Raw genomic sequence first — 23,753 nt, forward strand, 5'->3', positions numbered from 1 at the left:
GGATGGGCGCTAGTATAGAGCAATTCGGGTGATATGACAACGATTATTCCCAGTCGATCAACCGACGGCCTTGAAAGCCCGCTTCGATCTCGTGCCAGAACTGGATCTGTTCCTCGCCGTACTTCCAACACAGATACACTTCCCTGCCATCCCGCAAAGCGACGAAGTCTATCAAGCCAATCGTTAGATCCTTGATCTCAATTCCCATCTCCTGCATGTGATGCAACAAAGAATCAAGCCTGTCGAATTCGGGGAGCATTTTGCTGAGTTCGGGATTCCCGCCATTGCCCGCGGATTTTTGCACCACAGACCAGATCTGCGGCTGGTGCGCACGGATCCTCTCACCGATCGCCATCATTTCCTCCACCAGCGGACGGACGACGGTCAATGCTTGGTTGGCTTCGCGGGGCGTATAGTACTTTGGCATGGCGGAAGTATACACCAACAAAAAAGGCGGTTTTTCCACCGCCTTTGTATCATGCTGATATTGCGGTATATCCCTTTTTCTTCACCGCTGCGACGATCTGATCTTCAGTTAACCGCGAATTGTCGTATTCGATGACCATCTCCAGTTTGTGATAGCTGGCGTTGATCTCTTTCACGCCGTCGAGGTCATCTTCCAACGACTCGATCTTCATCGCGCAGTTGGTGCAGGTCATATCGGGAATTTTGAACGTTTTCTTGAGCATGGCTATTGTTCCTCGAATACGATCTGCCCCGTGTACATGCCCATCGAACACGTGTAGAACAGCGTGGTCCCTGCCTTTTGCGGCGGGATGGTCGTTTGCATCACACCCGTCGCGGGGAGCAGCATGTAAAAATTCAATTTCGGAATGACAAAATCGCGCGCACAGGAATAGGTCTCGTTGGTGACGAGGTTGAGCGTGAGTTCTGTATTCGCGGGCGCAGTCATGACGGCGGGAGAATATCCGCTGTTTTCGACGTTGAGGTAGATCTCGCCTCCTTCCACGGGTTGACCTGAATCAGCTACGGGGGCAGATTCTGCCGGGGAGGAGGACCAGGCTCGCGTTAGGTTCTGAAGCGAGAAGGGCGAGCCCATCAGGTTGAGTCCGCTGTCGAGGGTCACAAATCCAAGGATCAGAATTGCAACGGCCACAAATCGCATGAAGAATTTTTCGAGGCGCGCGCCGAGCTCGGTGGTCAGATAGGCGACGATGAAAAAGACGGGGCTGGTGCCGAGCGTGAACGCGAACATGAGCGCCGCGCCCATGGCGATGCTGCCTGTGCCGAGTGCGGTTGCCATCATGGCTTGCGTCACGCCGCAAGGAATAAAGACTGTCAGGAAACCGAGAAATACGGGTGTGGCGGTGTCAGTCCCTTTTGCTGTGCGGCGGATATAGCGCGTGATGAACTTGGGCGGCTCAATGGAAAAATAACGAAAGATCGGATGCACATTGAACATGCGCAGCGCGTTGCCGATCATGAAGATGCCGATGGCGATCATCAACACCGCGCGCGAGATGGGGCTGAGCGTGAGATACGAACCCAGCCAGCCGAGCAATGCGCCAAGCAGTGTGTAGGTAACTAATTTTGAAACGAGAAAAAGGAAAATGGGAAAGGCACTGTTGGTGCGCTGGACTTCGATCTTTTTACTTCCTTTTTTCTGCCCCACCTGTGACGCATAATCCTGCTCGATCTGATGCGCGAGTGAGCTGGCAAGCAGGCCACCCTGCACGGCAAGGCAACTCAAGCCGCCAGTGGTGATGCCTGTGACAAAAGCAACGACCAACTGGCTCACCAGCCCTGAATCAGCAGCGATGTTGATGGAATTTGAATCAGATTGAAAGGCGGTCATGGCAACGGCAATGGCAAGGAACACCACACCGAGCATCACGACAATGACTGGATCAACGGAAGGTTTTGTATTCTTGTTCATTCGACCTCAATAAGTTCAGATGATAAATAATGATGATTAACGAGCAGTGAGAAAGTTGGACAGGGTGCAAGGGATATCCTCGCACCCTGTTACTCAAAACTTAGCGTTGACCGCCATTCCACACCACGAACGGCATGTTGATGACAACACCGGGCTGTTCGATGGTCATTTCGCCAGCGGCTTCGGCAGCGAGGACATCATCCACGTGGGTGAGTTCGCGAGCGTTGGCTTGGTCTGTCCATGTCACCACGTTGAGGCGGCGCAGGGGAGTATAACCATCCGTGCCAGGCGGGTTGTCGAAGACATCGGACTGAAAACCAAAGGGTCCCATGCCTTCGATGCCGTTGGTAAAGACATACACGTTCGCCAACGATTCATCAGGGACATTTGCAAGCGAGGGCACGAGCATGACAGGTGATGCCATCATGTCCGTCAATTTTTCTGCAACAGCCGCGTCCGAGGCTTCGGTGTGGATGAAGTAGATTTCCTTGCCGTCTGCCCAGGCTTTACCAGCGGGCAATTCGGCTTTCGGCATTTCGGCAGCTTGCGGGGCGCATGCAGCGATCAGCAATGCCAATGCTGTAACGAGAAGGAGGGATGTTTTTTTCATATTATGGGTTTCCAATTCTGTAATTATGAGTTAATGGGTTCATCATCCTCAAGAGGATGCTCGATCTCGCCTGCCATGAAGGCTTCCGGCGCGCCCAAGAAGGCATTCAGACAAGCGGTATTACAAAAGTAGACTCTCTCACCATTAAACATGGCACTCGGATATTGTGTTGGGTTTTGCAAAACCCCTCCACAAGCGGATTTTATTTCTTGCTGTTCGGAGTTAAGAGGTAAAGTATTCATATGCTGTTGACGATCGTCCATCGTCCATCGTCTATCGTCTAAATCTTCACACCGCGCAGGCGCAGGCTGTTCGTCACCACAAAGACGCTGCTGAACGCCATCGCACCAGCGGCGAGCATCGGGTTCAAATATCCCAGCATTGCAGCAGGGATCAAAATCACGTTATAGATGAACGCCCAGAACAGATTCTGCTTGATCGTAGTCAGCGTCTTGCGGGAGAGGTTGATCGCACGAGCAACGCCGCGCAGGTCACCGCTCATCAACGTCACAGGCGCGGCAGCCATTGCCACATCCGTTCCAGTCCCAATTGCCAACCCCACATCCGCTTGCGCGAGCGCGGGCGCATCGTTCACGCCGTCACCGACCATCGCGACAATGGACGATGGACCATTGACCGTGGACGATTGAAGTTTCTTCACTTCAGCAGATTTACCTTCAGGCAAAACCTCCGCCAAAACTACATCGATCCCCACCTGCTTCGCAATCGCTTCGGCAGTTTTCTGGTTGTCACCCGTGATCATCGCAACCTGCAAGCCCATCTTATGCAAGTCAGCAATCGCGTCCTTCGAGCTATCCTTGATGGTGTCTGCCACCGCGATAATTCCCGCAGCAACATCATCGATCGCAACCAACATTGCCGTCTTCGCTTCGGATTGGAGACGGAACACTTCGGATTCGAGACTCCCCAACTGGATGCCACGCGACTCGAACATGCGCTTGTTACCGACCATGACGCTTCTTCCCTCAACCTCAGCCTGCACGCCATGCCCAGCCTCTGCCTTGAACCCGGCAGGTTCCACCAATGTCAGCCCGCGAGTCGTCGCTTCCGCCCAGATCGCTTCCCCAAGCGGATGCTCACTTCCCTTTTCAACAGATGCGGCAAGGCGGAGAAGTTCGTCTGCGGTCAATCGTCCACCATCCACGGTCACAATGTCCGTCACTGCAGGCTGACCTTTCGTGATCGTCCCAGTCTTATCCAGAACTACCACATTGACCTTGCCTGCGCGTTCCAAAGCTTCACTGCTGCGGAAGAGGATACCCGCCTCTGCGCCTTTGCCCGTTCCAACCATGATGGCAGTTGGTGTGGCAAGCCCCATCGCGCACGGGCAGGCGATCACCAGTACAGCGACCATGTTGATTAGTGCGCGGGTGAAATTGTCCACATCCGCGTTGATGGCCAGCGGCGGACCGAAGAAATACCAGCCAGCAAAGGTCAGCGCGGCAATGACAATCACGATGGGCACGAAGACCGAAGAGACCTGATCCGCCATCTTTTGGATGGGAGCCTTGCTGCCCTGCGCATCTTCAACCAATTTGATGATCTGAGCCAGTGCAGTTTCACGTCCGACCCTGGTGGCTTCGAACTTCAACATACCGAGCTTGTTCAACGTCGCACCGATGACAGGGTCACCGGGTTTCTTCTCGACAGGCAGGGATTCACCCGTCAGCATGGATTCGTCAATGGCGCTGCGTCCTTCGACGACCACGCCATCCACGGGAATCTTTTCGCCCGGCTTGACGAGGACAATATCCCCGACGCGCACATCGTCCACTGGGACCTCCGCCTCTTCCCCGTCGCGGATGATGCGGGCGGTCTTGGCGCGGAGTCCCATCAGTTTTTTGATCGCTTCTGAAGTGCGTCCCTTGGCGCGCGCCTCCAGGTATTTTCCAAGTTTGATGAGCGTGATGATCACCGCCGCCGTCTCATAATAGACGTGTCCCATCAGCCAGCCGAACGTGATCGGCAGGGAGTAGAAAAATGCGGCGGATGTACCCATTGCGATCAGCACGTCCATGTTTGCGGATTTGTTGCGGATGGCCTTGAACGCTCCGATGTAATATTGCCAGCCCACATAGAATTGCACAGGCAACGCCAGTGCCAGCATCAGCCAGCCGAACCACGGCTGGGTGTCACGCATGCCTGCCATGGTGGTGTTGGAGTAAACAAAATCGGGCAACAGACTAAAGTCCTTGCTCATGGAGAGCACAAACAGCGGAACAGTAAAGATCAACCCAATGATGAGTAAACGCCATTGTTCGTTGATCTCATGTTCGCGCGCCTTGGCTTCGGCATCTTCCGCTTCGCCGCCGAGTTCCATTGCTTCAAATCCCGCAGTGGATACGGCACGGCGTAATTCTGCCTGTGTAACAATGGTTGGAATATATTTGACGCGCGCCTTTTCCGTGGTGAAATTGACTTGCGCTTCCAACACACCTTCGAGTTTTGTGAGCGATTTTTCCAGGCGGCGGGCATCGTTGTCATCGGATAAACGCTTGATGACAAGATCCGCTTCACCCGTGGCGACGCCGTAGCCTGCACGATTGACACGGGCAATCACTTCGGTCAGACCGAGTTTCGCGGAGTCGAAATCCACGGTGGCGCGTTCGGAGGAAAGATTCACTACCGCGCTTTGCACGCCGTCCAGTTTCTTCAAATTACGTTCCACCGTGGCGACGCAGTTGGCGCAGGTCATGCCTGTGATGGGGAGAGTGAGTTGTTTTGTGTCGGTCATTTCATGTCCTTGCAAAAGGCCTGACAGGTTACTGAAACCTGTCAGGCCTCATTATCTACAAAGTAATCAAACCTTCGGCGGGGTAATTGATTTCAGCCAGCAGGGCTTTGATCGTCTCTTCGCTTGCGGGAGCATCGAAGGTGATCTCCACTTTCTTGGTCGCCTCATCCGCCTTCACGGACTGGACGCCCTGCAACTCACCCACTTCGGTCTCGATGGTGTGGGTGCAATGGCCGCAGGAAATCGCGGGAACGGTATAAGTCACTGTGGTCATAATTTAATTCTCCTTGGGTTGTATGTGAGTTTAGAAATGGTCTCGATATGCCTTCGGCGACTCGACCATCGAACTACCAAACTACGAAACTATCAAACTATCAAACTTTCGTAGACATCTCGAACACTTCCGTAATTTCCTTCAGCACACGCTCGCGTTCCTTTTTGTCATTGCCCTGAATGGCCGTGATGACACACGAATTCAAATGATCTTCCAAAATGCGCGAACTGACCTTGTTGAGCGCCGCTTCGATCGCCTGTATCTGGCGGATGACATCAATGCAGTACGCGTCCTCCTCCACCATGCGGATGACGCCGCGCAGATGACCTTCCACCGTCTTCAATCTGCGGATGGCATTTTCATTTTCCATGTTGACCTCTTCCTTCCAGATACGGCGCTCCTCGAAATCCTTACCCCCCCCGGGGGGGTGGGGATGATGCTCCAAATATAAACCATCCATCCTTCGACCGTCAAGCGGACAAATGTCATCGGATTTGGATGACATCGTTTCCGTTTATAATCTTGGGATGAAAAAACGCACGCCTCTTTGTCTGATGCTGAGCCTGCTCTTGTCTCTCCTGGCAGGTTGCGCCCGAACCACCACCCCCGACGAAAATACACAAGTCAAACAGGCGGTCGCTGCAACGTTGGCGGCAATCCCCAGCCCCACCGCGCCTCCCCTGTCAACACCGTATCCCTCCCCCACGCCATTCAGTCTCGCAGGCCTGTTCTGCGAGTATCAATTCTGCATCGGGCATCCCGTTGAGATGGCATTCTTCGACGTGAGCGCCCAGCAAAACCCCGCCGCGCCGAGCACCTACAGTCAGGGCCTGCTCGCCGCCTTCAATGCCAACCTCTTCATTCAAGTCATGTGGCAGACCGCGCCCGGCGCTTCCGACCCGAAATTCCTGCTCGATACCATCATTGACCCGCAGATTGACACCCGCGACGGCACGATGGACGTCATGCTCGTCCGCAACATGAATGTTATGTACATTAAACTTACGTCCGCTGCCACACCTGTCCTGCCTCATGGCGGGGCAGGCGCCTGGGTCTGCGGTGATCGCGTCTTTGCGTGGAAGGTCTACACGCCGGGCACCGAAAACGCCCGTCCGCTTTTTGACGAGGCGTTAGCCCGCTTTACCTGCGGAAAATAATTCTTAAAGAAGGAGGAATAATATGTCGGCAGAGGAAGAGATCACCCGGCTCCGCGTCCACATAGCGGAATTGGAAGACCGCATCGAATTCCTGTATAAAAAACTCGGGGTTGATTACATCGAAAACCCCAGAATGGCAACCCTCAAGGTCGAAGAATTGCTCAAAAAAGGCAATAAGATCGAGGCCGTCAAAATCTATCGCGAGTTATTCAACACGGGGCTGGCTGAAGCCAAGAATGCAGTCGACGCTCTTGAAGTAAAACTTGGTTTATAAGAAAAATGCCCGGTTTACCAGAACTTGAACTGGGAAAACCCTATTCCCGCAAGCTGTAGCGGAACTCCGGCAAGCTGTGCCAGCAGACCGACAAATCCCCAAAATGCATTGCCGATGAACGGAACCTGCCATAGCAGGATGATCACCACCCACGACAACATGCCGCGTGTCTCGGCAAGTTTCACCCGAATGTCCATCGGCAGATATGGTTCAAGCGCGCCGAAGCCGTCGAACGGCGGGAGCGGGATCAAGTTCAACACAACTGCCGAGATCTGCAAAAAACCAAGGAAGGCAACGGCGGGACCAAAGCTCGTAGTGGCAACCGGTGTCAGTTGCAGGATCGAACCGATGATCAAGGCAAGAAGCGCATTCGAGAAAGGTCCGGCGAGGGAGACGGCCGTCTCCCACTGCCTGCTTCGCAATCTCCATCGTTCAATATAAACTGCGCCGCCGGGTAACCCGATTCCGCCCATCAACAAAAACAGCATGGGCAAAAGCAATGAGAATACGGGGTGGGTATATTTAAGCGGGTTGAAGGTGAGATAACCCTTGTCTTTAACCGTGTAGTCGCCGCCATGATAGGCAACGATGGCATGTGAAAATTCATGCAGGCAAAGCGAGAACACCCAGCCGATGATGACAATCAAAAACGTCATTTGAACTTCTCGATTTCGCTTTTCATGATCGCAACAGGGAAGTCCATGCCGTGCGCAGGATATACACGCTTGATGCCCATTGGCAGGATTTTCCTCCAGCTTTCGACAACCATGTTAATATCATCTGCAAGTACGGGCAACCCCGGCGTACGCCGCAAATACCAGTCGTTCATGGCCATATCGCCAACAAAGGCATCGCCCGAGTCAAGGATGATGCTGACATGCCCCATTGAATGCCCGGGCGTGTAAATGACCTTGCCGGGAATTCCATATTCCTTCAAGGACATTCCGTTATCACCAATCACGACATCCACTTTTACTTTTGGAAGCTTTCGGCGCAATGTTTTTTTCGCAGACCAGGACATGAACCTGCCCCAGGCATTGACCCCATCCGGGAAAGGCGGTTCGCCTGTCTCGACCATGAACTGGTCCCGGCCATGAACAGCGACTTTCGCCCCGGTCATTTTCTGGATATCGCCCAGGCAGGTGATGTGATCCCAGTGCCCGTGCGTGAGCAGGATAAGTTCAATTTCAGTTGGATCGACATTTAATCTCTCCAAACCACTTTTGAAAGAGGACAATCCGCCCCATGCGCCGCCGTCAATGAAAATGGTGCGCTCGCCGCACAGGATGAAACAATTATCAATGCCAACGGGGATTCGGTGAAAGGTGAATTTCATTGTTTATATCCATATGGATGAGACCTGTGCCACTCCCATGCGCTGGAGAGGATTTCCTGCATGTTGGTATGGATGGGCTTCCAGCCCAATTCGTTAATGATTCTTTGGGGAGAGGCGACCAGACGGGCGGAGTCTCCGGGGCGCCGCGGGGATTCAACCGCCGGAATTGCATGGCCTGTCACTTTGCGTGCCGTCTCAATCACCTCGCGGACGGAGAAGCCGTTTCCGCTGCCCACATTGTAGACCAACATATCGCGTTTCTCAAGCGCATCCAATGCCAGAATATGTGCAGAGACCAGATCAGCAATATGAATGTAATCGCGGATGCAGGTCCCATCCGGCGTGGGATAGTCCGTGCCGTAAATGGTCGCGGAGTCAGACTGTCCCAATGCGATCTGCAAAACACGCGGGATCAGATGTGATTCGGGTTGATGCGCCTCGCCGCGTCCGGGTAATGCACCGCAGGCATTGAAATATCTCAATGCGGCGACATGCAAACCGTGAATCCTGCGATACCATTCCAGCGCCTGTTCAGTCATCAGCTTGGTGTGACCATAGACATTGGACGGTCCGAGCGGAGACTGCTCGGTGAGCGGCTCGTCACTGGATCGATATACCGCCGCAGTGGATGAGAAGACGAACCTTTTTACACCCGCCTGCGCGGCAATTTCCATCAATTGCAGGGAATTGGCAAAGTTATTGCGAAAGTATTTGCCGGGATCCTTCATGCTCTCACCGGCCTCGATGAATGCCGCAAAATGCATAACGGCATCATGCTTTTTTAAGGTCAGCGCTTCGGCAAGTGCATGGCTGTCATCCAGGGAGGCATGAATGAAGCCCGCCTCCGCCGGCACTGCGGCACGATGCCCGGTAACCAGCGAATCATATACTGTAACGGCATGTCCTGCATTGATCAACGCGGCGGCGGTGGCAGAGCCAATATAACCCGCGCCGCCTGTGACAAAAATATTCATTCATTCTCCTAAAACATATGTATCCGCACGATTATATCTTATTGCCCTGCCGGTTCATCCCGCCAGGCCTGCGCATACCAGCGCAGATATTCATCCACATGCGCGCCCCAATAGATTTCGGAATGGTCCCCTGCATAAAAATGATATTCATGGATGTAATTATTGCGCGCCAGCATCTCTTCAAACAAAAGGATGCTCGTCAGTTCACTGTCCGCATCGCCGACATCCAGCCACAAACGCGGACGGTCCTCTTCTGGAATGGTTCTTATCTTTTTCTCCACAGCCGGGGCATTCTCCTTGAAAATGGCGGGGGAATGTAAGCCCAGCGAACCAAATAGATCGGGGTATTGAAAGCCAAGCCGGATGACCCAGCCGCCGCCGCGCGAGAGGCCCCCGAGTGAGCGGTGTTCACGGTCTGCGAGTGTGCGGTAGTTCCCATCCATGTGCGGGATGATGTCAAGGATAACGCGGTCTCCAAAACCTGCACCCGGCTGGGCATACCAATACTGATCATCGGGGAAGACAATGATGAAAGGGACGGTCTCGCCGGAGTGGACAAGCTGGTCTGCAACCCGCGGTACGCCCAGCCGCACCCACTGGTCCTGGGTATAGGTTTGCCCATGCAGCAGATAAAGGACGGGAAAGCGTTGATCTGTCAACTCGGAATAGCAAGGGGGCAGATAGACAAGAAATTCCTGCGGCGGATTTGTGTAGGCGATCGCATCCTGTTCAATTGTGCCGGGCTGGGTGAGACAGGTCAACGGGGTGGGTGTAGATGTCGGCGGAACAGGGCTTGGAGTATATGTGACTGTCATAGTCGGTGGGGGTGAGGTGACTGTCTGGGTTGGGATCATTTCATTTGAGGAGAAGCAGGCTGAAAGTACAGGAAGAAGCGTGGAAAAGGCAATAACGAGAATTGCTTGACGGGTGTTCATCCTTCGCATTATACTCGGCAGGCTTGGATGGTATCGGGGCGTGGCGCAGTCCGGCTAGCGCGCTTGCTTTGGGAGCAAGAGGTCGTAGGTTCGAATCCTATCGCCCCGACAGGATTACCGAGAGGCAGGTTTCCCCTCTTGGGGGCAATGCAAACCATCTCACATCAACAATACACAGGGACACCATTCACGGAGTTTTTCTCTCTGGCTGGTGTCTCTGCAATTTAAGCCGTGTGTGTTAAAATTATCACGAGGATAGATATGGCAAAAAGGATTGACGGTGTCATCGAAGCGGTACGATATAAAAACGGGCAGATCACCATGGTGCGCGCGTATGAACGGCGCGGCGCCACATTTTCAGACCTTGTCCTATTGGACCGCAAAACGCTGCTGGAGTGTGTACAAAAAGGCGGCCAGTTCGTGACCGGTGCGCGTGAAAAATTACTTGCCAGCACATTCACGCTCGGGAAACCAGTCATGCTGGTTCAGGAAAACAAAGGCGGCCTGCTCGCCACGCGTGAAAACGCCACCTGTGATGAACTGGAGAATGTGCCGGTTTTTTAAGGTGAAACGATCATGAAAATAATTGACAAGACCCCATTGCAGGATGAAAACGGCCAGATCAGTATTATCGCCCGTATTCAGGGGACCCTGACCTATGGCTTTAACTGGTACCCCGAGCTGGAAGCCCAAAAAATGGTGATCGCGCAGTTACATCGCTCGCTTGAAAAAAGTTTTGTGCTGATCCGCAACTTTACCCTGCCAAACAGCGAGATCGTGATCCCGCTCATTTTGATCGGTTCCGGCAGTATTTCGGTGATCTTTGTAACACAGGCAAAAGGTCATTTCGAGGCAAAGGGCGATCAATGGAACACGATCACCAGCAATGGAATTTCCGTGCCGGCCAAAAGAAACCTCGTGGACCTGGTTGCGAAACTGACGCGCGCCTTCCAAAAGTACCTGGATATAAAAAAGATCAACACCCCCATTCCCGTGGAGCCTGTGCTGATCGCAAGCGACCCAGGTGCGCAGATCGAATCCCTGCGGCCGATCGCGCGCGTGGTACGAAGTGACGCAATCAAACAATTTGCAGGTTCGCTTCTGCAGGCTCGTGCGGTCATGCGCACGGATATGATCATCGACCTTGCCGATCGCATCATTGACCCGCGTCCGCACGAGGAGACCAACATCGCCCCACCGCAAAGCGGGGAAAATCCCGTCTCACGCGCGCAGGCCATTTTCAACGCTTCCGATCCGTCCAAAGCCCTCGATCCCAACGATCTCGGCCCTGCCTTTGAGCAAGGGGACAATGCACAGGATGTTCCGCAAAATTTACGCGAGCCGAACCCGGCCCGTCCATTGCACCGCCGAGCCACTGCCGCCCCCGCAAAAAAGAAATTCCTCGGCATGACCAATACCCAAATCACCCTGCTGGCAGTCATGCTTGTCATTCAATGCTGCATCTTTATGGGGCTTGGCATCCTTTATCTGAACCTCTAACTTAAATTGACAATACCATTCCTGTCCATTGTTATACCGGCTCATAATGAAGAGAGCCGCCTGCCTCGTACATTGGAGCAGGTTTTTGCATTCCTTGAAAACCAAACCTATTCCTATGAAGTCATTGTCGTCGAGAACGGCAGTTCAGACCACACGCTGGAAATTGTGCAGGAATACGCCCAAAGCCATCCCCACCTGATCGTCATCTGCGAAGAACGGCGCGGAAAAGGCAACGCGGTGCGGCGCGGCATGCTGGCGGCACACGGTGAATATCGTTTTATCTGCGACGCCGATCTTTCCATGCCCATCGAGGAACTTCAAAAATTCATCCCCCCCGCACTCAAAGATTTTGATATTGCCATCGCCTCGCGCGAAGCTCCCGGCGCGATCCGCTATAACGAACCATCCTACCGCCACATAGGCGGGCGCGCCATCAACCTGATCATTCAAGCATCCATCCTGCCGGGCATGAACGATACCCAATGTGGATTCAAATGTTTCCATGCCGAAACAGCCGATGATGTTTTCCGTCAACAAACACTGACAGGCTGGTCTTTCGACATCGAACTCCTTTATCTCGCCCGCCGAAAAAAAAAACGCATCAAAGAAATCCCAATCCAATGGTATTTCTATTCAGACAGCAAAGTCAACGCCGTGCGCGACGCCCTGCGCATGATCAGCGACATCTTCCGCATCCATCTCAACGCGATCCGCGGCAGGTATGATCTCAACCCCTGACCTCTTCCACGAACAGGCGCTCTGGCCGGCATATAAATATATAGCAGGATTGGATGAAGCAGGACGCGGCGCGCTGGCTGGGCCGGTATGCGTAGGTGCGGTCATCCTGCCCCCAAGGAAGGCGCTTCTTTCCAAAACCTTGAGCGGCGTACGTGATTCCAAACAGTTGACTCCCCGCAAACGCCTCCAGCTTATCCCGCGCATCAAAGAGACCGCCCTCGCGTGGGGTGTCGGATTCGCATCCGCCGAGGAAATTGACCTGCTCGGCATCGTCCCAGCGACACGTCTCGCCGCGAGCCGCACACTGGAATTGCTCTCCCCCGTTCCACACTTTTTGCTGACAGATTTTCGTCTCGAACTGCCCGAACTCGGTCTTGCGCAAACCGCGCTCGTCAAAGGAGACCAGTGCTCGCTGAGCATTGCCAGCGCATCCATCCTTGCAAAGACCGCGCGTGATAAATTGATGTGTGAACTGGATACACAATACCCCGAATACGGATTCTCCCGTCACAAAGGATACGGTACCCGGTTACACATCGGGAGAATCGAGCGGCTCGGTTACTCCCCCCTCCACCGTAAAACCTTTAAATTAAAAAAGTAGAGCAGGATTGATCCTGCTCTACTTCGTTTACTTCCGCAGGAAGCCGCCGCCGGAAAGTTTGCTTTCCGGCTTTCCAGAGCGCCAGGCGTAATATCCCAAGGCCGCGCCGCCCAGCAGGAACAAGGCGCCCAAAATACCAAGAACTGGAGATGTGCCCCCGCCGCTGCCAGGCGATGCACCCGGATCAACGACCACATCTCTGGATTGAATTCCAAAATCCACAAAAGCACGGTCACCGGCGTTCACATCCAGCGCATAACTCAATTCCATGGTCGGGTTGTAATTATCGGGAATACCGACTGTTATGTTGTAATTCCCTTCGGGGATGTTGGTAAAGCAAATTCCCTGATATGCCTCAGGATCGGCCGGGATAAGCGTATTCTGGGAGGCGGAATACTTTCCATTCGTTTCGGTCACGCTCACCGCGCCGCCCGCCACAGCCGGTTCCGTCTCCTCGCGAAGGGCATTGCCGTTGATATCGTCAAAGAGCAAAACACACACCTCCGTCGTGCCGGATAACGGCGTGGGGGTGACCGTCGGCTCTCCGGGCGTGGGCAGAACATCCAGGGTCGGCGTCCCTTCCAGAGAGACAATTCCGATCAACAATTCCTGCCCCACCACAAGCGTGCAATTCCCATCCAGTCTGGAATTCAACTGGCGGAGTTGTTCCACACTGATGTTATGCAGCGCCGCAACACGAAAACAACCATCGCCGGGCTGGACAATGTAAATGATGCGCCCGTCTGCGCCCGGGGTTGGCGTGGGAGCGGGTTGCTGACCCGACGGCGCGGCATGTACCGGCAGCCACAATCCAAACAGAAGCAGGCTGGCCAGAGCAGTGAGAACTAGAAAACGCATTGATTTCATCCGTAAAATTATATCAGATTCGATTTGGAACCTGGCATTGCCGGCCAATGGGGTGAAAAGATTTTAATGTATATAAGAGCCTATCCGTAAATTAGTCATGGGAGCACATTCTCCAGAGGATCAAGGTGCAAGCAAAATAGATCAGGGCCAACCAATTACTCGATTTCTTGGCCCACCGTATGCGCAATGAGCGGAAATCGTTTTGCCAAGAAAGAGTGCGTTCCACCACCCAACGTCTGGCAGGATGCTTCTCAGATTCTAAAGGCGGTGGAGGCGGATTTGAGCCATACTCACGTTTGCGAATATGCGGTGTAATCTTTCGCTTGCGTAGTTTTGTTCGTACTTCTTCTGAATCGTAGGCTTTATCGGCACACAAGTGCTGAACCTTGTATTTGGTTTTTGGCCTCCGCACAATCGGTTGATTGAGTAAGTGGAGGATCTCGGTCACATCGTGCGTGTTGGCCGCCGTGATCTGAATGGAAAGCGGCGCACCGCGCTGGTCCACCCAGATATGCCTTTTTGAGCCAGATTTCGTTCGATCCGTAGGGTTGGGTCCCGTCAGGTCACCGCCTAACGGAGCAGGCACCATTTTGCTGTCGACCGCTTGCCATTTCCATCGGATCCGTCGCTTCTTTTGGTAATACATCACCGCCAAACGATAAATCTTCTTCCACAAACCAGTCTCGCTCCACTCTTGAAAGCGCTTATGCAAACTGCTGCTGGCTCCAAACCATTCCTTTTTCAGGCCTTTCCACTGGCAACCGCTCCGCAATACGAACAGGATACCATTCACGACTTGCCGATTGGGCAAGGCTGGACGCCCAATGCTGCCTTGCTTCTTTTCACGTGGCAAAACTCGTTCGATCCGTTCCCACAATCCATCGGGAACTTCCCACAGCGTGGTATAACTCATGCGACACTCCTTGCAGGTTGTTTGGGTAGTACCTGCAATTCTGCATCAGGAGTGTCTTTTTGTTAATGTCCAACCCTATTTACGGATAGGGTCTAAGTGAAAACACAATGGATGGAGCACAAGGCATGGATAGAGAATATCAATTGGCTTTTATTCTGGTATAAAATAAGAGCAGAATGAATTTGACAAGGAAGCCAATGCTTAACCATCTCCATCCAAAGGAGACTTAAATGCTGCGTTTTCTGACACGCCGTCTGGTTTTGTTTCCCTTTATTTTATTGTTTGCAAATCTTTTCGGGTATCTGTTTGCCTTTTTAAACGCTCCTGTTGTCTTAACGAACAATCCATATTCGCGCGGAAATCTGGAAGTGCCGCCTGTATTGCCTGAATATCTAAATTATCTAAAAGGCACGGTACAGGGAAATTTTGGCACTACTTTTACAGGCGAAGGAGTGCTCACCGCGATTTCCCGTGTGGGAATCGCAAGCCTAGGGTTAATCGGAATAGCGCTTGCTCTTAGCATTGTCATTGGCATCATGCTTGGCAGGCTGGCGGTCCGCCGTAACCGCGTTGGTGTATCCACCTGGCTTACATTTTTATCCACCATTGGTCTGGCATTGCCAAGTTTTTATATCGCCATGCTTTTGATCACTTTCCTTCTATTGATACTCCTCTACGCCATCCCCGGAGGAACGACGATCATCCCATTCCAGGGCTTTGGCTGGGATGCCCATCTGATCCTCCCGGTTCTTGCGTTGACAATCCAACCGGCTGCGAAGATCGCGCAGGTGACCGGGAGCCTGCTCTCTGAGGAAATGGAAAAACCTTACATCACCGCATCCTTAAGTTTCGGACATTCGTTCAAAACACTTAAAAGCAAATTCGCATTCCGCAGTGTTCTCGCCCCAATTTTGCTGACAATCGCCGCGTCCCTGCGAATGATGATCGCAGAGCTGATCATCATTGAAAGGTTGTTTAACTGGCCGGGCATAGGTCGTCTGATCGCATCCACATTAAGTATCGGGGCACGTTCGCAGGACATATTATCACCACCACTGATTGCTGCATTGCTGACCGTACTGGTTGCGCTATTCCTGTTCATTGACCTGCTTGCCACATCCATCTCCCGAATCATGGATCCGCGCCTGCGCGTGGAATCGGAAGCGTTGCCATCCCAATGAACATATCATCAAAATCATCCGCCCAGCAGCAAAAACAGGCGAGGAAACGCAATTGGTATTTGATTATTGGCGCGATACTGGTCGCTCTGATCACTTTCATGGCCATCTTCGGTCCAAGCATCGCACCACAAGACCCGATGCAGGAAAACTACTCCTTGGCCGTGGATGGGAAAATCCGCACACCGCCGTATAAAATGTTTCAAGTGGAAGGTTACCCGCTCGGCACGGACCGCTTCGGGCGGGACCTGTTAAGCCGCATCCTATGGGGCGTGCGCCCAACATTTATAATGGTGCTGACGGTGGCAGGTGTACGCCTGCTGCTTGGGATTATCCTTGGCATGGCAACAGGTTGGCTGGAAGGCCGCAAAGGACGCATTTTGGAATCCCTGCTTTCCACTGCCCTATCCATACCGGTATTGATCGCTGCCATCTTTGGCATTTACATGGTCGGCATTGATAAGGGCCTGTCTGCATTCATCATCGGATTGGGATTAACAGGTTGGGCAGAATCAGCCCGGATGGTCAGCGAACAGACGCGTGCGATCAAACACCAAACCTTCGTCGAAGCGGCACGCGCGCTTGGGGCATCCAACCCCCGCATCCTATACATCCACGTTCTGGGCCAGATCATGTCCATGCTTTGGATCCTCCTGGCGTTTGAGATCAGCGCCACGTTGCTCGTCTCGGCGGAACTGGGTTTTCTCGGATATTACATCGGCGGTGGAATCTGGATCGAGATATTGGATTTCGTGACAGTGAATGTCGAAAGCCTGCCCGAGTTGGGGCAGATGCTCGCCTCCTCCCTGGTAAAAATTACAGACCCGACCATACTACTGATTGTCGGGAGTATCATCTGCATCGGCGTGCTTGGCTTCAACCTGCTCGGTGAGGGCCTGCGCAGACAAATGAGTCAGGAAAACATGCGCAGCGTCAGCCGCTCCGGATTCCTGACCCCGGCCACCGAAGAATGGTTGGAGGAACGAATATTCCGCCCCACAGCGATCTGGATGGAGGAAAATCACCGCCGCATTTGGGTTATCGGCGGACTGTTCTCTTTCATTGCCGGCGGATGGATCATTTACAGGACAGTTTACATTCCCCCGGTCACTACCAAAGCAATACAGTTCGAGGTCCCCGGTGGACATTTATGGGCAGGTGAAAGGGGCGATCCATTCGGCACATTCCATGTCGCCGCCAGTATTGACACGGAGCCTCAATTTCTTTGGAAGATCTCCATCCCCGGTGGACCATCGGGGAAACCCGCTGTGACTAGCGATGGCACCCTCATCATCACAGGGTTGGAAAAACATGCTATTGCTGTTGACCCGCATGGAAAGGTCCTATGGCAAACCCAACTGGAGGAAATACCCATCGGGACACCCGCACTGGATGCGAACGGGTATATTTTCATTTCGGATATGAAAGGCGGTATGACCGCGCTTGCCGCGGATGGGACGATACTCTGGCGTAAACAAGTAACCGCTGGACGCATTGCCACCTCAGGCCCGATCGTCGATGCAAATGGTAATATTTATTTCACCGTTGTGGAAGACGTCTATGCGCTCAATCCGCAAGGTGAAATTCTCTGGAAGGCCTTCGCTGCAGACGCCTACCTGGAAGAACCTCCACGCCTCAGCCTCGACCAAACCATGCTCTTTCTCAAAAACACCGTCATTCAAGCACAGACGGGCAGGCACATTGAAATTCCCATCGGTTCACCAGATCAATATCTATTTTCAGACCCAACCTATTTCAGCGGTGCCGATGGACAAAACTATTATCGACTCGGCCACGAGATCATGGGCTGGCGTCTGGACGGCAGGGACATCATCACCGACCCCGGGTATACCTGGAATCACGGCGCCTCGGTTTTATATACACCCTTCGAGCAGGGCGTCACCCCAAACAAACTGCATTGGATGTTCTACTCCACTTCCTGGACAGACTCCCGCATGGTTTGGATCGATATTCAAAAACGCGTCATCGGGAATTACCGTTTCTCCTACCCCAACGGAAAATTCATCGCCATGGGTGAAAAAGAGGAAGCCTACCTATGCGGTTCAATAGATGTCAAGGTCCTTTGTATCCGCATACCCCCCGGCGCCGAAGCCCCAACATGGACAATAGGCATTGACAGCCACACACCAGCCATTGGCGGCGTGCTTGTCCCCGGCCGCATTTACATCGCAATCAAGGCAGACGGTATCCATGCCTTTGGAACAAATCAAGAAGGAATGCCATGAAAACCCTGATAAAAAACGGAACACTCGTCACCGCAGCAGATACAATCCAATCAGACATCTTGATCGAGGACGAAACCATTGTCCGCAACGGACTCAATCTGGAAGTTGATCCCGACCATGTGATAGACGCGCTCAACAAGCTGATCCTGCCCGGCGGCGTGGACCCGCATGTCCATTTGGATCTGCCCATGTTCGACACGGTCTCCTCCGACGACCATTACAGCGGTCACAAGGCTGCCGCATTCGGCGGAACGACCACCGTGATGGACTTTGTCGTCCTTGAAGAGAAAGGCTTTGAGCATTCCATGGACGTGTGGATGAAGAAGTCGGAAAAAGCCGCCATCGATTATTCCTTCCACATGAACCTGACCCGCTTCAATGACCGGATCGCAAAAGACATACCATCCCTGATGAAAATGGGGATCCAAACGCTCAAAGTCTTCACCGCCTATAATGGACGGCTGCGCATTGACGATGGCAGCATCTTCAGAGCCTTGCAAATCGCCAGGGACAACGGCATGCTGGTGATGGCGCATTGCGAGAACGGAGATGTCATCGAAACGCTTGTCGAACAGGCCCTTGCGGCGGGACATACCTCCCCGGAATGGCACGCATTGACCAGACCCGGCTGGGGCGCCGTAGACGCCACCTTGCGGGTGGCAGGCATGGCGGCCGGGGCGGATGCGGCGGTGTACATCGTCCACATGAACATGGGCGGTGAAGTGGACATGCTCCAGTACGCGCGTGAACGCGGCGTCCGAGTAATGGGCGAGACCTGTCCGCAATATTTGTTCTTCACCATGGATCATTTGCGCCGGCCGGATGCCGCAAAGTGGATCTGCTCCCCGCCTATGCGAACGGAACAGGACAATGCACGGCTGTGGGACGGTCTGCACGAGGGCATCCTGCAAACCGTCGGTACGGACCACTGTCCCTTTTTCTTTGACGGCACAAAGCCGATCATGTATGAAGGCGAACAGATTGCCATCCCCGGCAAGGAACTTGGCAAAAATGATTTCACCAAAATCCCAAACGGCCTGCCCGGCATTCAAGACCGCCTGCCCATCCTATGGACCCAGGGCGTGGGCGGCGGCAGGATCAGCATGAACCAGTTTGTTGCACTGACCAGTACAAATCCCGCAAGGATCTTTGGGCTATATCCGCGCAAGGGCTCATTGCTGCCCGGCGCGGACGCGGACATTGTGATTTGGGATCCGCAGAAAAAAGTGACCTATGGCACGGCGATGTCGCATCAACGTACAGACTACAGTTTGTATGAAGGCTGGGAGTTGACGGGTTACCCCGAAAAAGTTTTTCTGCGCGGAAAATTGATCGTGGATGGCGGCGAATGGAAAGGCAAACGCGGCGAAGGGCAATTCCTGAAACGCGGCGAAGGGGAGATCTTGTAATGCCCAAGAAAAAACCCATCATTCATTGTGACACGCTTGTAGTTCACTGCATGGACTATCGCCTGCAAAAGTTCCTGCAACCATGGATCACGGTGCGCTTCGGTTATGATAATTTCGATATCATCTCGCTGGCAGGCGGCGTACACGACTACGAGATGGTCCTGAAATATGTCTCGTTTGCGGTAAAAATCCACACCATTGAGACAGTGTGCCTGATCAACCACGAAGATTGCCGCGCCTACGGTCGCGACGGAACGTACAAACGTCACAAGCGCGATCTGATCGACGCCCGCACCAAGATCAAAGGCCTGTTCCCACAATTAAATGTGGAAGCTTTCTATCTGCACTTGGATGGGACGTTTGAGATGATCTTATAGCCGGAATTTGTCCCAATAAGCATTAATAATGATAAAATTCCACCCGATCTAACCAAAGGACGCCTTGGGGGAGCACCGAGCCTTTGGGAATATCTATTATTTTCGGAGAACCTAATATGCCAAGGCGTTCCCTGACTCACCTGTACAAGGACGAGTTCGTAAACTATTCACCTGCCAAATGCCAGCAGGATCTGCTGGCAGGTCTCACCGTCGCTGCAGTTGCATTGCCGCTGGCGCTTGCCTTCGGGGTCGCTTCCGGCGCGTCCGCCGCGGCGGGGTTGGTCACTGCCATCCTTGCGGGATTTATCATGGGCGCCCTCACCGGCGCGCCGTTCCAGATCAGCGGACCCACGGGCGCTATGTCCGCGGTGTTGATCGTACTTGTCCAACGTTACGGCCTTGAAGGCATCTGGGTCGCAGGTTTGTTTTCAGGCGCCCTGCTTCTGTTCATCGGCATCATGCGTCTCGGCCGCTTCATCGCCTTCATCCCCGCCCCCGTCATCAGTGGCTTCACATCGGGCATCGCCCTCATCATCTTCATCGGCCAGATCGATAACTTCCTCGGCATCAAGACTCCCGCCGTCGAAACCGCCGCGCAAAAATTTTTGGGATATTTCAACGGCAGATTTACCCCCGAACCCCAGACATTGACTCTCGGACTGGTTGTGATCGGGACAATGATCTTCATGCCGAAGAAATGGAGTGCGAAATTCCCCGCCTCCCTGCTCGGACTTATCCTTGCCACGCTTCTTTCGTGGACCTTGAACTGGTCTGCCCCAGCCATCGGAGCCATCCCCCAAACTCTGCTTTTGGAAGATCGACTGAGCCTCGCCAACATACCACGGAATAATCTCTCCGATTTCATTGCCCCCGTCCTGACCATCACCGCACTGGGCGCCGTGGAATCGTTATTGGCCGGCGCGGTCGGCTCGAACATGACGGGCATTCGCATGCAGGCCAATCAGGAGCTCATTGCACAAGGCATCGGCAACATGGTCATCCCCTTCTTCGGCGGAGTGCCTGCCACCGCCGCCATCGCCCGTTCGAGTGTGGGAATCAAATCGGGCGGGCAGACTCGCCTCGTGAGCATCGTCCATGCGGTTGGAATGCTGTTGTCCATGGTTTTGCTGGCGCCATTAATGGGACGAATCCCATTGGCGGCATTGGCGGGCGTGCTGATGGTCACCGCCGTGCGCATGAACGAGTGGGACGCGATCAAGTTCATCTTTGGCAAACGCTTCAAAACCGACATGATCGCCTTCATCATCACCATGCTCGCCACCATCGTGCTTGACCTGACGCAGGCCATCCTGATCGGTTCCTTCCTTGCTGGCGCGGTCTTCCTCAACAAGATCGCCAGCATTGACATCAACGTGCAGGAGGTGGATACGGAACGGCTCAAGCAAAAGGGAATCGAAACCACGGGCACATGTCAGCATGTGAAAGTTGCATTTCTCACGGGTCCGCTCTTCTTTGCGGCGACGGGTCCGTTCAACGAGGCATTCTCAAACCTTAAAGATACCCACGCGCTGATCCTATCCATGCGCGGCGTATCGCTGATTGACACGGCGGGCATCGAAGCCATCCACCGTTTGCATGAGAAACTCCACAAACAAGGCGGCACATTGATGTTTGCAGGCGTCCATGACAATGCATATAAGATGATGAAGCGCGGCGGACTCGTGCAAACCGTCGGGGAGGAAAACTATTTCTGGTCCAGCGATCAGGCCATCGTCGAAGCGGAGAAGCGGGGATGTCAATTCTGCAATCAGCTTTTTTGAAGCAATTCCTTTGTTCGTGGAAAGTCCCCATAGTATCCGCGATATTTCTCCGGCAGCATCGCCGCTATACGGCACATCACCTCATCCATCGCAGACTGCAACAGTGCATCCCGTTTCGCGCCTTTGACGGATTTAATGTCGGGCGGGTGGTACAGTTCATCCCCGGCCGTGATGGTGATCTTTAATTTCTGAAATTTCTTCAAACGTGCGACCACATCGGCATCCTCCGTGCCGGTCAACGCGACGGGAATGATGCCCACCTTTGCCGTACTTGCAATGTAAATCGCACCGGGCTCCGCCTTAAGCAGGCGCGCTGTTTTCGAGCGTGTGCCTTCGGGTGCAATGACCATCACGCCGCCATTCTTCAAACGCGCAATGAACTCACGCATGGCATTCATATCGGCCTGCCCGCGTGTCAGCCACGTCACCCGCAGCCAGCGGGCGATGATCCGCGCAAGGAAATGTTTTTTATACTTGTCAGTCAGAGGATGGATGAGATCATCGTTATCAATGACGTAATACACCACCAGCGAATCCAGGCGGCCGAGATGATTCGATGCCAGCATGTATCCGCCTTTGGGCAGTTTACTGACATCGCCGTGCACTTCGATATCTGCGAAGAGCGGCAGGATTCTTCGCGCAAAAAAGCGGACCGATGCGCTCATGCTTTCTCTGCAAGGATTTCCTTCAAGCGCGGATGCCCGGCGTAAAATCCGCGATTGTGTTCAGGCAGCATCGCCGCAATACGGCACATGATCTCGTCTGTGTATTGCTGTAAAGCTTCGTCGCGGTTTTCCTTTGGAAAAGGCGGAAGGATGAACGTTTTCCCGGCGGTCAATTTGATATGAGTGCGTCTAAGGCGCTTGAGATTTCCCTTGAAAATGCGGTCTTCAGTGCCGGAGATCGCCACAGGCACGATCTGCCAGCCCATTTTGGATGCCAGATAGGCCACGCCGGGTTTGCCCTGCGCCATTTTTTCATCGCGGGCACGCGTACCCTCGGGTGCAATCACAAGGGTCTGACCCTGCTCCATGCGTTTTATCATCTCGCGCATGGATTTCAAGTCTGCATTGAAGCGGTCAACGAAAATGAAGTTGAGGTGTTTTCCCAGCCACTTGAGCAGCGGATTCTCCTGCCACTTCTCAGCAACAGGGATGAACAGGTTCCAGTTATCCAATCCGTAATACGCCATCGGCGCATCCAGAAAACCGAGGTGGTTCGTGGCAATAACAAACCCGCCTTTTTCGGGCAGGTTTTCATAACCGCTTACCTCTATTTTTGTGATCAACTTTAGAACCGCATGGATGAGCCAGCGCAGGAATTTTTTCATGTTTTAATTTTACACGGTTTTACATCCATACCCTGCCTTTTCATGGTGAACCCAGGTTGAATAATAAGAACACCCTGCTCCATCGAACAGGGTGCGGATCGTCTGCAGCTCGCTCATTTTCCCCACAAGTAATCGGTGTTGCTTTTATGATGCGGTTGTCTCTGCATCCCATAGGTGTTGAACATTTTGACGAAAATATCATAATCGGCGGGAGTCATGTTGATCAATTGAAAACCAACATTATAGATGGTTGGGTCATACGGATCGACCTGGCACCACCTTGCGCGGGCAGTGAAGGTCAGGTGGCTTTTATTCGATATTTCGCCTGTATGATCAATGCGGAGTTTAAAATTGGTACCCAGCGGGATAGGCTGACTGCTCTCCACCTTAAACCCACCCGTGCTGATATCCGAAAGCTGCCCGACCAGTGTACCGGTTACTTCATTGAGCACCCGCATGTAATAGGAAAAATTCTTCCGTGACAGTTTTCGCCGCTCGTTTGCCATGGGAACATCCTTTCCTAACAAAAATGCAAGGTGTGTTCAGTATATAGCAGGAGCCGGCTTTGTGCAAGGTTTTTATGTGATTTTCAGGGGAAAAT

Annotated in this window: 28 protein-coding genes and 1 tRNA gene; 12 read left to right on the forward strand and 17 right to left on the reverse strand. The window is 53.3% G+C overall.

Going from position 1 to position 23,753, the window contains the following annotated elements; all coding sequences use genetic code 11:
• Positions 1-43: 43 nt before the first annotated feature.
• The 8 genes from QY332_19260 to QY332_19295 form a co-directional block, all read right to left on the reverse strand.
• Positions 44-427 (reverse strand): DUF2203 domain-containing protein, encoded by a 384-nt coding sequence (locus QY332_19260; protein ID WKZ35755.1) that lies wholly within the window; start codon positions 425-427, stop codon positions 44-46.
• 49 nt (positions 428-476) lie between these two features.
• Positions 477-689, reverse strand: a complete 213-nt coding sequence (locus tag QY332_19265) for a cation transporter (protein WKZ35756.1) — start codon at positions 687-689, stop codon at positions 477-479.
• Between the two features lie 2 nt (positions 690-691).
• Positions 692-1,897 (reverse strand): sulfite exporter TauE/SafE family protein, encoded by a 1,206-nt coding sequence (locus tag QY332_19270; GenBank protein WKZ35757.1) that lies wholly within the window; start codon positions 1,895-1,897, stop codon positions 692-694.
• A 100-nt stretch (positions 1,898-1,997) separates the two neighbouring features.
• Positions 1,998-2,507: a hypothetical protein gene (locus QY332_19275; protein ID WKZ35758.1), complete on the reverse strand. Its 510-nt coding sequence runs from the start codon at positions 2,505-2,507 to the stop codon at positions 1,998-2,000.
• A gap of 23 nt (positions 2,508-2,530) precedes the next feature.
• Positions 2,531-2,770, reverse strand: coding sequence for a hypothetical protein (locus QY332_19280; protein ID WKZ35759.1), 240 nt, complete (start codon positions 2,768-2,770; stop codon positions 2,531-2,533).
• Between the two features lie 17 nt (positions 2,771-2,787).
• Positions 2,788-5,262 (reverse strand): heavy metal translocating P-type ATPase, encoded by a 2,475-nt coding sequence (locus QY332_19285; GenBank protein ID WKZ35760.1) that lies wholly within the window; start codon positions 5,260-5,262, stop codon positions 2,788-2,790.
• Positions 5,263-5,317: 55 nt separating this feature from the next.
• A complete protein-coding gene (locus QY332_19290) occupies positions 5,318-5,536 on the reverse strand; it encodes a cation transporter (protein ID WKZ35761.1) in 219 nt (72 codons plus the stop codon).
• A 100-nt stretch (positions 5,537-5,636) separates the two neighbouring features.
• Entirely contained in the window at positions 5,637-5,906 is a 270-nt protein-coding gene (locus tag QY332_19295) for a metal-sensitive transcriptional regulator (protein WKZ35762.1), read from the reverse strand.
• Positions 5,907-6,018: 112 nt separating this feature from the next.
• Here QY332_19295 and QY332_19300 point away from each other — a divergent pair, with 112 nt between their 5' ends.
• Positions 6,019-6,693 carry a hypothetical protein gene (locus tag QY332_19300; GenBank protein WKZ35763.1) on the forward strand — a complete coding sequence of 225 codons (675 nt, stop codon included), beginning with the start codon at positions 6,019-6,021 and terminating at the stop codon, positions 6,691-6,693.
• Between the two features lie 22 nt (positions 6,694-6,715).
• Positions 6,716-6,967, forward strand: a complete 252-nt coding sequence (locus QY332_19305) for a hypothetical protein (protein WKZ35764.1) — start codon at positions 6,716-6,718, stop codon at positions 6,965-6,967.
• Between the two features lie 14 nt (positions 6,968-6,981).
• Here QY332_19305 and QY332_19310 read toward each other — a convergent pair whose 3' ends face one another.
• The 4 genes from QY332_19310 to QY332_19325 are packed head-to-tail and all read right to left on the reverse strand — an operon-like array spanning position 6,982 to position 10,212.
• Positions 6,982-7,623: a site-2 protease family protein gene (locus QY332_19310; protein ID WKZ35765.1), complete on the reverse strand. Its 642-nt coding sequence runs from the start codon at positions 7,621-7,623 to the stop codon at positions 6,982-6,984.
• Positions 7,620-8,303 (reverse strand): MBL fold metallo-hydrolase, encoded by a 684-nt coding sequence (locus QY332_19315; protein ID WKZ35766.1) that lies wholly within the window; start codon positions 8,301-8,303, stop codon positions 7,620-7,622. The genes QY332_19310 and QY332_19315 overlap by 4 nt, the downstream gene beginning before the upstream one ends.
• Positions 8,300-9,277, reverse strand: a complete 978-nt coding sequence (galE, locus tag QY332_19320; GenBank protein WKZ35767.1) for a UDP-glucose 4-epimerase GalE — start codon at positions 9,275-9,277, stop codon at positions 8,300-8,302. Before galE ends, QY332_19315 begins: the two co-directional genes overlap by 4 nt.
• A 38-nt stretch (positions 9,278-9,315) precedes the next feature.
• Entirely contained in the window at positions 9,316-10,212 is an 897-nt protein-coding gene (locus QY332_19325) for an alpha/beta hydrolase-fold protein (GenBank protein ID WKZ35768.1), read from the reverse strand.
• Positions 10,213-10,246: 34 nt separating this feature from the next.
• On the opposite strand from QY332_19325, the gene QY332_19330 reads away from it, so the two are divergent.
• The 5 genes from QY332_19330 (at position 10,247) to QY332_19350 (ending at position 13,051) form a co-directional block, all read left to right on the forward strand.
• Positions 10,247-10,321: transfer RNA gene (locus QY332_19330), tRNA-Pro, on the forward strand.
• A 152-nt stretch (positions 10,322-10,473) separates the two neighbouring features.
• Complete coding sequence (locus QY332_19335) at positions 10,474-10,776, forward strand: hypothetical protein (protein WKZ35769.1); 303 nt, start codon at positions 10,474-10,476, stop codon at positions 10,774-10,776.
• Positions 10,777-10,788: 12 nt separating this feature from the next.
• Positions 10,789-11,712 carry a hypothetical protein gene (locus QY332_19340; protein WKZ35770.1) on the forward strand — a complete coding sequence of 308 codons (924 nt, stop codon included), beginning with the start codon at positions 10,789-10,791 and terminating at the stop codon, positions 11,710-11,712.
• Positions 11,713-11,718: 6 nt separating this feature from the next.
• Positions 11,719-12,450 (forward strand): glycosyltransferase family 2 protein, encoded by a 732-nt coding sequence (locus QY332_19345; protein WKZ35771.1) that lies wholly within the window; start codon positions 11,719-11,721, stop codon positions 12,448-12,450.
• Positions 12,434-13,051, forward strand: a complete 618-nt coding sequence (locus tag QY332_19350) for a ribonuclease HII (protein WKZ35772.1) — start codon at positions 12,434-12,436, stop codon at positions 13,049-13,051. Before QY332_19345 ends, QY332_19350 begins: the two co-directional genes overlap by 17 nt.
• 27 nt (positions 13,052-13,078) lie before the next feature.
• Here the strand turns inward: QY332_19350 and QY332_19355 are convergent, their stop codons facing one another.
• Positions 13,079-13,909 (reverse strand): LysM peptidoglycan-binding domain-containing protein, encoded by an 831-nt coding sequence (locus tag QY332_19355; protein ID WKZ35773.1) that lies wholly within the window; start codon positions 13,907-13,909, stop codon positions 13,079-13,081.
• A gap of 100 nt (positions 13,910-14,009) precedes the next feature.
• Positions 14,010-14,831, reverse strand: coding sequence for an IS5 family transposase (locus tag QY332_19360; GenBank protein WKZ35774.1), 822 nt, complete (start codon positions 14,829-14,831; stop codon positions 14,010-14,012).
• A 230-nt stretch (positions 14,832-15,061) separates the two neighbouring features.
• Between QY332_19360 and QY332_19365 the strand changes: the two genes are divergently transcribed.
• The 5 genes from QY332_19365 (at position 15,062) to QY332_19385 (ending at position 21,822) form a co-directional block, all read left to right on the forward strand.
• On the forward strand, positions 15,062-16,012 hold the full coding sequence (locus QY332_19365; protein ID WKZ35775.1) for an ABC transporter permease: 951 nt from the start codon (positions 15,062-15,064) through the stop codon (positions 16,010-16,012).
• Positions 16,009-18,255: a PQQ-binding-like beta-propeller repeat protein gene (locus tag QY332_19370; protein ID WKZ35776.1), complete on the forward strand. Its 2,247-nt coding sequence runs from the start codon at positions 16,009-16,011 to the stop codon at positions 18,253-18,255. The genes QY332_19365 and QY332_19370 overlap by 4 nt, the downstream gene beginning before the upstream one ends.
• Complete coding sequence (gene hydA / locus QY332_19375) at positions 18,252-19,664, forward strand: dihydropyrimidinase (GenBank protein ID WKZ35777.1); 1,413 nt, start codon at positions 18,252-18,254, stop codon at positions 19,662-19,664. The genes QY332_19370 and hydA overlap by 4 nt, the downstream gene beginning before the upstream one ends.
• Entirely contained in the window at positions 19,664-20,041 is a 378-nt protein-coding gene (locus tag QY332_19380; protein WKZ35778.1) for a hypothetical protein, read from the forward strand. The genes hydA and QY332_19380 overlap by 1 nt, the downstream gene beginning before the upstream one ends.
• 116 nt (positions 20,042-20,157) lie before the next feature.
• A complete protein-coding gene (locus QY332_19385; protein WKZ35779.1) occupies positions 20,158-21,822 on the forward strand; it encodes a SulP family inorganic anion transporter in 1,665 nt (554 codons plus the stop codon).
• Here the strand turns inward: QY332_19385 and QY332_19390 are convergent.
• The 3 genes from QY332_19390 to QY332_19400 all read right to left on the reverse strand — a co-directional run bounded on the left by QY332_19390 (position 21,810) and on the right by QY332_19400 (position 23,658).
• On the reverse strand, positions 21,810-22,487 hold the full coding sequence (locus QY332_19390; protein ID WKZ35780.1) for a lysophospholipid acyltransferase family protein: 678 nt from the start codon (positions 22,485-22,487) through the stop codon (positions 21,810-21,812). The two genes, QY332_19385 and QY332_19390, sit on opposite strands and share 13 nt — an antisense overlap.
• Positions 22,484-23,152 (reverse strand): lysophospholipid acyltransferase family protein, encoded by a 669-nt coding sequence (locus tag QY332_19395; protein ID WKZ35781.1) that lies wholly within the window; start codon positions 23,150-23,152, stop codon positions 22,484-22,486. The genes QY332_19390 and QY332_19395 overlap by 4 nt, the downstream gene beginning before the upstream one ends.
• A gap of 113 nt (positions 23,153-23,265) precedes the next feature.
• Entirely contained in the window at positions 23,266-23,658 is a 393-nt protein-coding gene (locus QY332_19400; GenBank protein ID WKZ35782.1) for a PilZ domain-containing protein, read from the reverse strand.
• Positions 23,659-23,753 lie beyond the last annotated feature (95 nt).

It is taken from the genome of Anaerolineales bacterium (assembly GCA_030583885.1).
GTDB lineage: Bacteria > Chloroflexota > Anaerolineae > Anaerolineales > Villigracilaceae > Villigracilis.

Coding starts and splice junctions, on each gene's coding strand:
- QY332_19260 (WKZ35755.1), bottom strand. CDS start 427: ATGCCAAAGTACTATACGCCCCGCGAAGCCAACCAAGCATTGACCGTC.
- QY332_19265 (WKZ35756.1), bottom strand. CDS start 689: ATGCTCAAGAAAACGTTCAAAATTCCCGATATGACCTGCACCAACTGC.
- QY332_19270 (WKZ35757.1), bottom strand. CDS start 1,897: ATGAACAAGAATACAAAACCTTCCGTTGATCCAGTCATTGTCGTGATG.
- QY332_19275 (WKZ35758.1), bottom strand. CDS start 2,507: ATGAAAAAAACATCCCTCCTTCTCGTTACAGCATTGGCATTGCTGATC.
- QY332_19280 (WKZ35759.1), bottom strand. CDS start 2,770: ATGGACGATCGTCAACAGCATATGAATACTTTACCTCTTAACTCCGAA.
- QY332_19285 (WKZ35760.1), bottom strand. CDS start 5,262: ATGACCGACACAAAACAACTCACTCTCCCCATCACAGGCATGACCTGC.
- QY332_19290 (WKZ35761.1), bottom strand. CDS start 5,536: ATGACCACAGTGACTTATACCGTTCCCGCGATTTCCTGCGGCCATTGC.
- QY332_19295 (WKZ35762.1), bottom strand. CDS start 5,906: ATGGAAAATGAAAATGCCATCCGCAGATTGAAGACGGTGGAAGGTCAT.
- QY332_19300 (WKZ35763.1), top strand. CDS start 6,019: ATGTCATCGGATTTGGATGACATCGTTTCCGTTTATAATCTTGGGATG.
- QY332_19305 (WKZ35764.1), top strand. CDS start 6,716: ATGTCGGCAGAGGAAGAGATCACCCGGCTCCGCGTCCACATAGCGGAA.
- QY332_19310 (WKZ35765.1), bottom strand. CDS start 7,623: ATGACGTTTTTGATTGTCATCATCGGCTGGGTGTTCTCGCTTTGCCTG.
- QY332_19315 (WKZ35766.1), bottom strand. CDS start 8,303: ATGAAATTCACCTTTCACCGAATCCCCGTTGGCATTGATAATTGTTTC.
- galE (WKZ35767.1), bottom strand. CDS start 9,277: ATGAATATTTTTGTCACAGGCGGCGCGGGTTATATTGGCTCTGCCACC.
- QY332_19325 (WKZ35768.1), bottom strand. CDS start 10,212: ATGAACACCCGTCAAGCAATTCTCGTTATTGCCTTTTCCACGCTTCTT.
- QY332_19335 (WKZ35769.1), top strand. CDS start 10,474: ATGGCAAAAAGGATTGACGGTGTCATCGAAGCGGTACGATATAAAAAC.
- QY332_19340 (WKZ35770.1), top strand. CDS start 10,789: ATGAAAATAATTGACAAGACCCCATTGCAGGATGAAAACGGCCAGATC.
- QY332_19350 (WKZ35772.1), top strand. CDS start 12,434: ATGATCTCAACCCCTGACCTCTTCCACGAACAGGCGCTCTGGCCGGCA.
- QY332_19355 (WKZ35773.1), bottom strand. CDS start 13,909: ATGCGTTTTCTAGTTCTCACTGCTCTGGCCAGCCTGCTTCTGTTTGGA.
- QY332_19360 (WKZ35774.1), bottom strand. CDS start 14,831: ATGAGTTATACCACGCTGTGGGAAGTTCCCGATGGATTGTGGGAACGG.
- QY332_19365 (WKZ35775.1), top strand. CDS start 15,062: ATGCTGCGTTTTCTGACACGCCGTCTGGTTTTGTTTCCCTTTATTTTA.
- QY332_19370 (WKZ35776.1), top strand. CDS start 16,009: ATGAACATATCATCAAAATCATCCGCCCAGCAGCAAAAACAGGCGAGG.
- hydA (WKZ35777.1), top strand. CDS start 18,252: ATGAAAACCCTGATAAAAAACGGAACACTCGTCACCGCAGCAGATACA.
- QY332_19380 (WKZ35778.1), top strand. CDS start 19,664: ATGCCCAAGAAAAAACCCATCATTCATTGTGACACGCTTGTAGTTCAC.
- QY332_19385 (WKZ35779.1), top strand. CDS start 20,158: ATGCCAAGGCGTTCCCTGACTCACCTGTACAAGGACGAGTTCGTAAAC.
- QY332_19390 (WKZ35780.1), bottom strand. CDS start 22,487: ATGAGCGCATCGGTCCGCTTTTTTGCGCGAAGAATCCTGCCGCTCTTC.
- QY332_19395 (WKZ35781.1), bottom strand. CDS start 23,152: ATGAAAAAATTCCTGCGCTGGCTCATCCATGCGGTTCTAAAGTTGATC.
- QY332_19400 (WKZ35782.1), bottom strand. CDS start 23,658: ATGGCAAACGAGCGGCGAAAACTGTCACGGAAGAATTTTTCCTATTAC.